Origin of the sequence: Deinococcus marmoris (genome assembly GCF_001949125.1) — a bacterium.
Classification (GTDB): domain Bacteria; phylum Deinococcota; class Deinococci; order Deinococcales; family Deinococcaceae; genus Deinococcus; species Deinococcus marmoris_A.
Window position 1 is genome coordinate 66870 of sequence record NZ_MSTI01000005.1, and the last position, 8594, is coordinate 75463.

The following is an 8594-nucleotide window of genomic DNA, read 5'->3' on the forward strand; positions in this document are numbered from 1 at the left end:
CGAAATGCGCCGCAATGGCCCTCCGGGGCGTGCGCTACGCTTGCCCCTATGATCCGCGTCCTGCCCCCCGAAGTCGCCCGGCTGATCGCGGCGGGCGAGGTGGTGTCGCGCCCGCTGGACGTGGTGCGCGAACTGGTGGACAACGCGCTGGACGCCGGGGCCAGCCGCATTGAGATCGAGCTGGAGGGCGGCGGCCTCTCGCTCGTGCGCGTGCGTGACAACGGGGGCGGCATCGGCGCGGACAGCGTGGAACTGGCGGCGGTGCGCCACGCCACCAGCAAACTGGAACCCGTGGCCGGGGCGGTGGAACGCGTGACCACCCTGGGCTTCCGGGGCGAGGCGCTGTGGGCGGCGGCACAGGCCGGAGAGCTGCACCTGATCACCCGCCCGGCGGGTCAGGTGGGGGCCTCGGAGGTCTGGGCGCAGGGCGAGGACGTGCGGGTGGGCCGTGCCGCTGCCCCGGCAGGCACCACGGTCATGGTGCGCGGCCTCTTTTCCCGCCTGCCTGCCCGCCTGCGGACCCAGGCCACCCCAGCCGCCGAAGTGCGCGAGATTACCGCGCTGGTGGGCCGTTACGTGCTGCATCATCCGGGCCTGCACTGGCGCTTGAGCGTGGACGGCGATCCCAAACTCACCCACGCCCCTGCCGATCACCGGGGCGCGGTGGCGAGCGTGTACGGCCCGCTGAATGCCAACCGGGTCCTGAAGGTGGAATCGGCTGGAGACGGGGTGGGTGTGCTGGGCGTCGTCTCGCGCCCGGAATTAACCCGCGTTCGGCGGGACCGGATGCACTTCAGCGTCAACGGGCGGCCCATCCTCGCGCCGCCGGAGCTGGAAAAGGCGGTGATCGACGGGTATGCCGAGTTGCTGCCCGCCGGAGCTGCGCCGCTTTGCGTGCTGGACATCACCGTTGCGCCGGGGGACCACAATCCCAATGTCCACCCCGCCAAGCAGGTGGTGGCCCTGGCCGATCTGGGCGGCGTGGCCGCGCGGGTGCGGGAAGCGGTGGCGGCAGCCCTGGCACAGCACCCGCTGGCCCGCGCCGCGCCTGCCCTGATCGCCCCACCCGAACCTTCCGAATCGCCGCGAAACGGCTCTTTCCCCGAACTGACGCTGGTGGGCATCTATCAGGAGCTGTACTTGCTGGCCCAGGGTGAGGGTGACCTGTGGGTGGTGGACGCCCACGCCGCCCACGAACGCGCGCTGTACGAGCGGCTCACGCGTGAACTCCTGACCGCCCCGCCCGTGGAACTGCCCGAGCCGGAGCTGCTGCACCTGAGCGCCCAGCAACGGGCCGTCCTGAATGAGCGCCACGAGGAATTGCGCGGCTGGGGTCTGGAAATCGAGGACTTCGGCGCGGGTCTGGCGCGGTTACGGACCCTGCCCGCCGTGCTGGCCGCCCTGCACATTCCCAGATTGCACGAGCAGATCGTGGAGGGCGCGCTGGGGGGTGGCCCCGATCCGCGCCGCGACGTGCTGGCAAATCTGGCGTGTGCGCCTGCCCTCAAGGCCGGAATGCTGGATCACGGGCGAGGCGAACTGGTGCTGGCTGCCCTGGCCGACTGCGAACACCCCTGGGCCTGCCCCCACGGACGCCCCACCACGTTGCGTCTCTCGGAGCGCGATCTGGCGCACGCCTTCGGGCGGCGGGGAGTGCGGGACGTGGCACGGGGACGGGACGCCGATAGAAAGGTGGTCCCAAAAGAAACCCAGCGCAGTTGAGCAAACGAGCCAGAAGAGAAGGGGCGCAGTGAAAATTCACGCGCCCCTTCTCCCTCTCCCCTGACCTTAAAGCGGCTGCGTCAGCCGCCGGGCCGCGCCGATATACATCCGCGTGCCGTGGTCCAGCGCGCGTTCGTCGATGTCGAATCTGGGGTGGTGGTGCGGGGCATAATCCGGGCCGCCCGCGCCGATCAGCACGAAGGTTCCGGGGGCCACCGTCATGTAGGCGCTGAAATCCTCGCTGCCCATCAGGGGCTGGCCCTCGGTGACCGTCACCGTGTCGCCGAACGTTTCCTGGGCCACCTCGCGCAGAATCGCGGTGGTGGCCGCGTCGTTGATGGTGGCGCGGTAGCCGTTCTGGTAGCTGAAGGTGTAGGTGGCCCCGAACGCCTCGGTGATGCCCTGCACGATCTTTTCCATGCGCTGTGGCATCAGCTTGCGCAGTTCGGGGTCAAAGGTCCGCACCGTGCCGTTCAGGGTGGCCGTGTCGGGAATGATGTTGTGGGCGGTGCCGGAGTGAATCTGCGTGACGCTCAGGACGGCGGGCACAATCGGATCGAGCTGGCGTGAGATCACGCTCTGAAAGGCCAGCACGATCTGCGCGGCGATCACCACCGGGTCCACCGTCTGGTGCGGCTGCGCGCCGTGCCCGCCCTTGCCCTGAATCACGATATCGAAGCCGTCCGGCGACGCCATCAGCGGCCCCTCGCGCAGCATGATCACCCCGGCAGGAATAGGACTCATGACGTGTTCGCCCATCACCACGTCCACCCCGGCCAGTGCGCCGCTGTCCACGATCTGCTGCGCGCCGCCAGGAAAATGCTCCTCGGCGTGCTGGAAGATGAAGCGGACCTCGCCGCAGAGCTTCTCCGGCTGCCCCGACAGCACTTTGGCCGCGCCCAGCAGCATGGCCGTGTGCGCGTCATGACCGCAGGCGTGCATCACGCCCTCGCGCTTGCTGGCAAAGGGCAGCCCGGTTTCCTCGGTGATGGGCAATGCGTCCATATCGGCGCGCAGCAGGACCGTGCGCCCCGGCCCGGCCTCGCCCTTCAGGGTCGCCAGCACGCTGGTGGGCGTGGGCCGCGTGACCGTCAGGTTGGGCAGTTTACTGAGCTGGCCTTCCACGAAATCGGCAGTCTCGTTCTCGTGAAACGACAGTTCCGGGTTCTCGTGCAGGTAGCGACGCCACTGGATTACCTGCTGCTGCAATGCATAGTCCTCGATGCTGGCCTGTGTGGGCTGACGGATGCTCTGGGTCATGGGAATACCTCTGTGGGATTTGAAAAGGCGGGAGGGTGACCCGAATCGCTTTGCCCGGTCACCTCCGTCACGCTGGCTACGAAAACTTATACGGATTCCGTCTGTTTCGTGCAGGAATCGGGACGGCGCCGATTCCTGCACTCCACGCCCGGAACCCGTTTTTCTCCTGCTCACTCCGTTCGGATTTCCAGATGTCTTCGACACCTTTCAATCGGAGGCCGTATTACTTCTTGCCGTCAATCGTGATGTCCTCGAAGGGCAGCAGACTCGAAGGCCCCGGCTGCCAGCCCTTGACATAGGTGCGGATGGCCGCCAGCGGGCGTGAATGCACGATGGGCAGGCGCACGTTGGCGTCGTAGGTGATCTGGTGGATCTGGGCGTACGCTTTGGCCTGCGCCGCGCGGGAGCTGGCGGCGGCGGCCACGCGCAACTGGTCAAAGATCTTCTGGCTGCCGTAATTGTTGTCGGCGGTGGCTTCCTCGCCGTAATACGTGTTGTAAAAGTTGTACGGGCTGGCGTACGGCCCGGTCCAGCCGATCATGTACATGTCGAAGCCGGGGGACTTGTTGCGGTCATCCAGGTACTTGGCCCAGTCCTCGGTCTTGAGGGTCACCTTGATGCCAATCGCCCCCAGATCGGCGGCCATCGCCTCGGCAATGGGCTTGGGCGTGGGGAAGTATGGGCGGGAGACGGGCATGTACCACAGGTCAACGGCAAAGCCGTTGGGGTAGCCCGCGTCGGCCAGCATCTTCTTGGCGGCGGCTGGGTCAAATTTGTAGTCGGCAGGCACAGTCGGGCTGTTGGCCCACTTCAGCGCTGGCGGCAGGAAGCTGGCGTCGCTCACGCCCAGGTCTCCCCAGAAGGCGTCCACGATGGCCTTCTTGTTGATCGCCATAGAAATGGCCTGCCGCACCTTGTCGTTCTTGAGGTACTTGTTGCCCAGATTCAGGCTGAGCATCCCCACGTTGAAGGACGGCACCAGCACCGCCGTCAGGTTCTTGTCGGCCTTGACCGCGCCCAACTGTTCGGGGTTCAGGTCGGTGGTGAAGTCGATGGTCCCGGCTTTCAGCTCGTTCAGGCGGGCGCTGGTGTCTTTCAGGAAGCGCAGCACCAGCGCGTCATATTTGGCCTTGGTGCCCCAGTACGCCTTGTTGGGAATCAGGTTAATACGGTCCCCGGTCTTCCAGTCCTGCATGATGAACGGCCCCGTTCCCACGGGCAGCCCGGCGGGCGTGCCGTACTTCGCGCCCGCTTTCTTGATGGCCGCCGGGCTGGCGATGCCAAAGAAACTGGTGGCCAGCGTTTCGGGCAGTTGCGCGTAGCCGCGCGTCATGGTGAAGATGACCTTGCTGGGTCCGTCTGCCCGCACGCTTTTCAGGATGGTCCCGGCGTCGCCCTTGAAGCCGCCGAAGATGAACTGCCAGGAGGTAAAGGACTTGCTCTGCTCCTTCGCGCCGCCGGGGGCAGCGGGGTCCCACCAGCGGTTGACGTTGTACACCACGGCGTCTGCGTTGAACGGCGTGCCGTCGGTGAACTTGACGCCAGGCCGCAGGTAAAAGGTCCACTCGGTGGAATCGGCGTTGGAGGTCCACTTGAGGGCCAGACTGGGCGAGATGTCGCTGGTTCCGTTCTTGAAACGCACCAGCCCGTCGTAGACCATCATCTGCGGGGTCGCCGAGTTGCCGTCGGTGATGGTGCCGGAATCCAGTGAGACGGGTTCGCCGCCCGCGCCGTAGACCAGGGTGGCCGCGCCTGCCGAAGTGCCGAGAGACGCCGCGCCGAGCAGGGCCAGGGAAAGAAAGAGGGTACGCCGCATATGAGCCTCCTGAAACTGGAAAAAGGGGAAAGGCGTGATCGGGCTGGATTGTCGAAGCTGCTGTGAGGCTAGGGACTGCGGCGGATAAAGTCAAACCCGTTGCCCAGACCGCGTGTCTGCCACGGCCTTGCTGGAGTGCTGTCAGGCTCTTCTTGCTACCCTGTGGGCCGGAGAACCCTGCATGCCCATCAAATTCGGAACGGACGGCTGGCGCGACATCATCGCCGATGAATTTACCTACGACAACGTGCAGCGTGTGGCGTGTGCCCACGCCCAGGTGCTGCGTCAATCACAGGGCCAATCGGTGGTGGTGGGCTTCGACACCCGCTTCCAGGGCGCTGGTTTTGCCCGCGTGGTGGCCGAGACAATGGCCGGGCAGGGGCTGGACGTGTGGCTGGCTGCCGAGTACCTGCCCACCCCGGCCCTGTCCTTCGCCGCCGTTCACCACGGCGCGGCAGGTGGCGTGATGGTCACGGCCAGCCACAACCCGCCTGCCTATAGCGGCTACAAACTCAAGGGCAGCTACGGCGGCAGCGCCACCCCGGCCATCGTGGCCCAGGTGGAAGCTGCCCTGAACGCGCCTGAAGCCTACAGCGGCACGCGCGGCACAATTCGGCCCCTGGACATCCGGCAGGCGTACTACGAGCAACTGGACCGGCAACTCGATCTGGACCTGCTGCGCGCCTACCGGGGCCGCGTCATTCACGATCCGATGGGCGGCGCGGCCTGCGGCTGGCTGACCGGGTACGCCGAACATGCGGGTCTGAATCTGGATTTGACTGAGCTGCACGGACGTCCCGATCCGCTGTTCCACGGCGTCAACCCCGAACCCGTGCCGCAGAGTCTGGGTGAGTTGATGGCGCTGCTGGCAGGGGAATCCGGGCAGACGCTGGGCGTGGTGACCGATGGCGATGCAGACCGGGTAGGTGCGGTCACGGCGGGTGGGCACTTCTTCAACAGCCATCAAATCTTCGCCGTGCTGACCGCTCACCTGTACCGCGTGCGTGGCCTGCGCGGGCGCGTGGTCAAAACGGTGTCGGGCAGCCGCGTGATCGAGTTGCTGGCGCAGAAGCTGGGGCTGGAAGTGCTGGAAACCCCGGTGGGCTTCAAATACATCACCGACGCCTTTCTGGAGGGGCAGGACGACGAGAGCCGGGCCGTGCTGATCGGCGGCGAGGAATCCGGCGGCCTGTCCTCGCGCGGACACATCCCGGAGCGCGACGGCCTGCTGAACAGCCTGCTGATGATCGAGGCGATGGCGGCCAGCGGCATGAGTCTGCCCGAACTGTTCGCCGATATCGAGAAGGAAGTGGGCTTCCGGCATCACTATGACCGCGCCGATCTGCACCTGAGCGATCAGTTCGACAAGGCCGCGCTGCTGGCCGCTGCCCAGAACTTTGAAGAAGTGGCGGGCCATGCCGTGGAGGGCGTCAATACCCGCGACGGCGTGAAGCTGACGCTGGTGGGCGGAGCCTCGGCCATGTTCCGCGCTTCCGGCACCGAGCCGGTGGTGCGCGTGTACGTGGAAGCCCAAAGCGACGAGGACCTGCGCGCCATTCTGGACGAGGCCACCCGGCGCGTGTACAGGTACGATCCGGGCCATCAACCCGGCTGAGTCCCTCCCATAACCTGACCATCCGACGGACCTTGAGTCTTCCGGTTGCTTTCTCATGGTCATGGAAGTAGAAAAGGGGGTACAGCCGCCGTCACTGGACGGCCCACCCTCCCACTCCGCGCCATGCCAGGAGGACAATCCATGCTATTTCTGAATCGCCGGACCACCTGCCCGCTGCTGCTTGCGGCGCTGCTGTTGCCTGCTACAGCGCAGGCCGTCACGCCCCGGTATGCGGGCGTGACCTGGACAGACCCTGCCGGAATGAAACTGTCGGACAGTGACCACGACTGCCCCAGCCGCTGCGTGGTGTACGAGGGCAAAGACGATCAATACCCGCTGCTGCGCGTGCATGAGGCTGTGATCGGCAGCGCCCCACAGACCCTCAAAACATTGCTGGCCTGGATGAAAAGTAGTCAGGGCGAAACCGTCAAGGTTATCGAGAATGCCTTTACAGAAGCCGTGGTCAAGGACGGTGCCGTCACGGCGTATTTTTACCTGCTGGACCGGGGAGACAGTCCCGATGACGGCAGCCCGGACTCTTCCCTGTTCCTGCTGCTGGAGCAGGGCGGCGTGACCGTTCCAATCGAACAGTATGGCCTGAGCCGGGGACAACTGGGAGACAACACCAAGACCGTGCTGGGTCTGGTCAATTCGGTCAAGCTGAATCCGGCGGCCATCAAGAAGGATCTGACGGCCCGCACCGCTGCGTTTACCCAGGCGGCCCAGGCCCTCAAGAACGGGTACGCGCGCGGCGAGAAGGTCAAGCTGTACACCTGGTCCGAATCTGGCGTCAGGAACGTCTACACGCCCAGCGGCATGCAGCTTCAGGCGTTTAACAACACCGGCAGTCTGGCCTTCTTGCCCGGCGGTCTCTTTCTGGAAGACGCGCGGGATGATCTCCGTGGCCCAGATTGGCGGGCCGTTGGCGACGGCGAATTGCCCGCCCGTTGGAAAAGCGTGGGCGGCGGCTATCAGGTCACTTTGCCGAACGGTAAGACCACGCTGTACAAGATCGAAAAAGTTGCCCAGGCCCGCATCCGACAGGGCAACCGGACTTACACGGAAATCCCCGCACTGAGCGCCAAGGACGTGATCGGCACCTTTAGCACCAAGTACGCCAGCACCTCCGGGATGGGCGATACGGCGGTGAATTCCAGTGGCAATTTGGACGTGAAGTTGTTGCCCAATGGACGGTACGAGGACCGCAGCGACAGCTATACCTCCGTGATCAGTTCCAATGTCACGGCGGGTTCGGGAGGCAAGAAGGCGACGGGCGGCAAATGGGCCTACGATCCGGCCTCCTACACCCTGACTCTTTCGCCCGACGGCGGCGGCAAACAGAGCGGCCTGACCTACACCGAGGTGTTTACTCCGGCAGCGCGGCAGATCAAGGGGGAGGGGAGCGTGGACTGGCTGTTCATGGGCCGGACCGGCTGGTGGAAGAGCAAATAGGGCGCATGGCCTCTGCGCGCTAGCCCAGCACCACCACAGATTTCCCCCTGGCATGCCGGGTCTCGGTCTTCTTCAAGGCCTCCAGCGCGGCGGCAAATGGGTATTCGTTCTCGATCACCAGTTGGACGCTGCCGCTCGCTATTTCTTCCACCAGTTCGGCAACCCTGCGCTGGGTGGATGGGCTGTGGCTGATCTGCTGCACCGTGATCTGCCGCTCGGCAATCACCTGGGTGCTGTCTCCCGAGACCGTGATCAGCCTGCCGCCGTCGCGGATCACCGGCTGAATGGCGATCCCGGTGCCGGGCTGGATCGCCAGCGCGGCGTCCACCCCGGCCCAGGCCCGCACCGCAGAGGGCCAGGCGGCATCGTGGTAATCGACGGCGTATTCCAGGCCCAGCGCTCGCATGTGAGCGTGGTTTCCCTTAGAACTTCGGGTGCTAGGGGTTAGAGGCCACCGAAAAACAGTGCCAAATTATGAGCCGCAATCTTCCGGCAGACGTGGGCGCGGACCGACCTGAATGAATTGAGCTGGGGAAGCATCAGGTGAAAAGATCGGTCTAGCCGAGAAAAAACGGTTTCGACAATCTTTCTGACGCCCACCATCGCACCCCACCAGGGCCGAGGATGTTTCGTATTCGATTTGGGCTGCGCGTACACGCCGCAGCCCTGATACCCACGGTCTCCCAGCACCAAAGCTCCCTCGCCTTCGTCGAGGAGCGCACGGGCGAG

Annotated in this window: 6 protein-coding genes and 1 pseudogene; 3 read left to right on the forward strand and 4 right to left on the reverse strand. The window is 65.3% G+C overall.

Annotation, left to right across the window (positions count from 1 at the left end):
• Window positions 1–48: 48 nt before the first annotated feature.
• Window positions 49–1722 (forward strand): DNA mismatch repair endonuclease MutL, encoded by a 1674-nt coding sequence (gene mutL, locus BOO71_RS00580; RefSeq protein WP_075830050.1) that lies wholly within the window; start codon window positions 49–51, stop codon window positions 1720–1722.
• 66 nt (window positions 1723–1788) lie between these two features.
• Here mutL and BOO71_RS00585 read toward each other — a convergent pair whose 3' ends face one another.
• Together BOO71_RS00585 and BOO71_RS00590 are read right to left on the reverse strand one after the other, a co-directional pair.
• Window positions 1789–2982, reverse strand: coding sequence for a M20 family metallopeptidase (locus BOO71_RS00585; RefSeq protein WP_075830051.1), 1194 nt, complete (start codon window positions 2980–2982; stop codon window positions 1789–1791).
• Between the two features lie 223 nt (window positions 2983–3205).
• Window positions 3206–4798 carry an ABC transporter substrate-binding protein gene (locus tag BOO71_RS00590; RefSeq protein ID WP_075830052.1) on the reverse strand — a complete coding sequence of 531 codons (1593 nt, stop codon included), beginning with the start codon at window positions 4796–4798 and terminating at the stop codon, window positions 3206–3208.
• A 181-nt stretch (window positions 4799–4979) separates the two neighbouring features.
• Here BOO71_RS00590 and BOO71_RS00595 point away from each other — a divergent pair, with 181 nt between their 5' ends.
• Both BOO71_RS00595 and BOO71_RS00600 read left to right on the forward strand, forming a co-directional pair.
• On the forward strand, window positions 4980–6413 hold the full coding sequence (locus BOO71_RS00595) for a phosphoglucomutase/phosphomannomutase family protein (protein ID WP_075830053.1): 1434 nt from the start codon (window positions 4980–4982) through the stop codon (window positions 6411–6413).
• A 141-nt stretch (window positions 6414–6554) separates the two neighbouring features.
• Window positions 6555–7865, forward strand: coding sequence for a hypothetical protein (locus BOO71_RS00600; protein WP_075830054.1), 1311 nt, complete (start codon window positions 6555–6557; stop codon window positions 7863–7865).
• A 19-nt stretch (window positions 7866–7884) separates the two neighbouring features.
• On the opposite strand, the gene BOO71_RS00605 is transcribed toward BOO71_RS00600, so the two are convergent.
• Both BOO71_RS00605 and BOO71_RS28200 read right to left on the reverse strand, forming a co-directional pair.
• Window positions 7885–8271, reverse strand: a complete 387-nt coding sequence (locus BOO71_RS00605; RefSeq protein WP_075830055.1) for a zinc-binding dehydrogenase — start codon at window positions 8269–8271, stop codon at window positions 7885–7887.
• A gap of 38 nt (window positions 8272–8309) precedes the next feature.
• A pseudogene (locus tag BOO71_RS28200) lies at window positions 8310–8594 on the reverse strand (transposase); the annotation flags it as partial.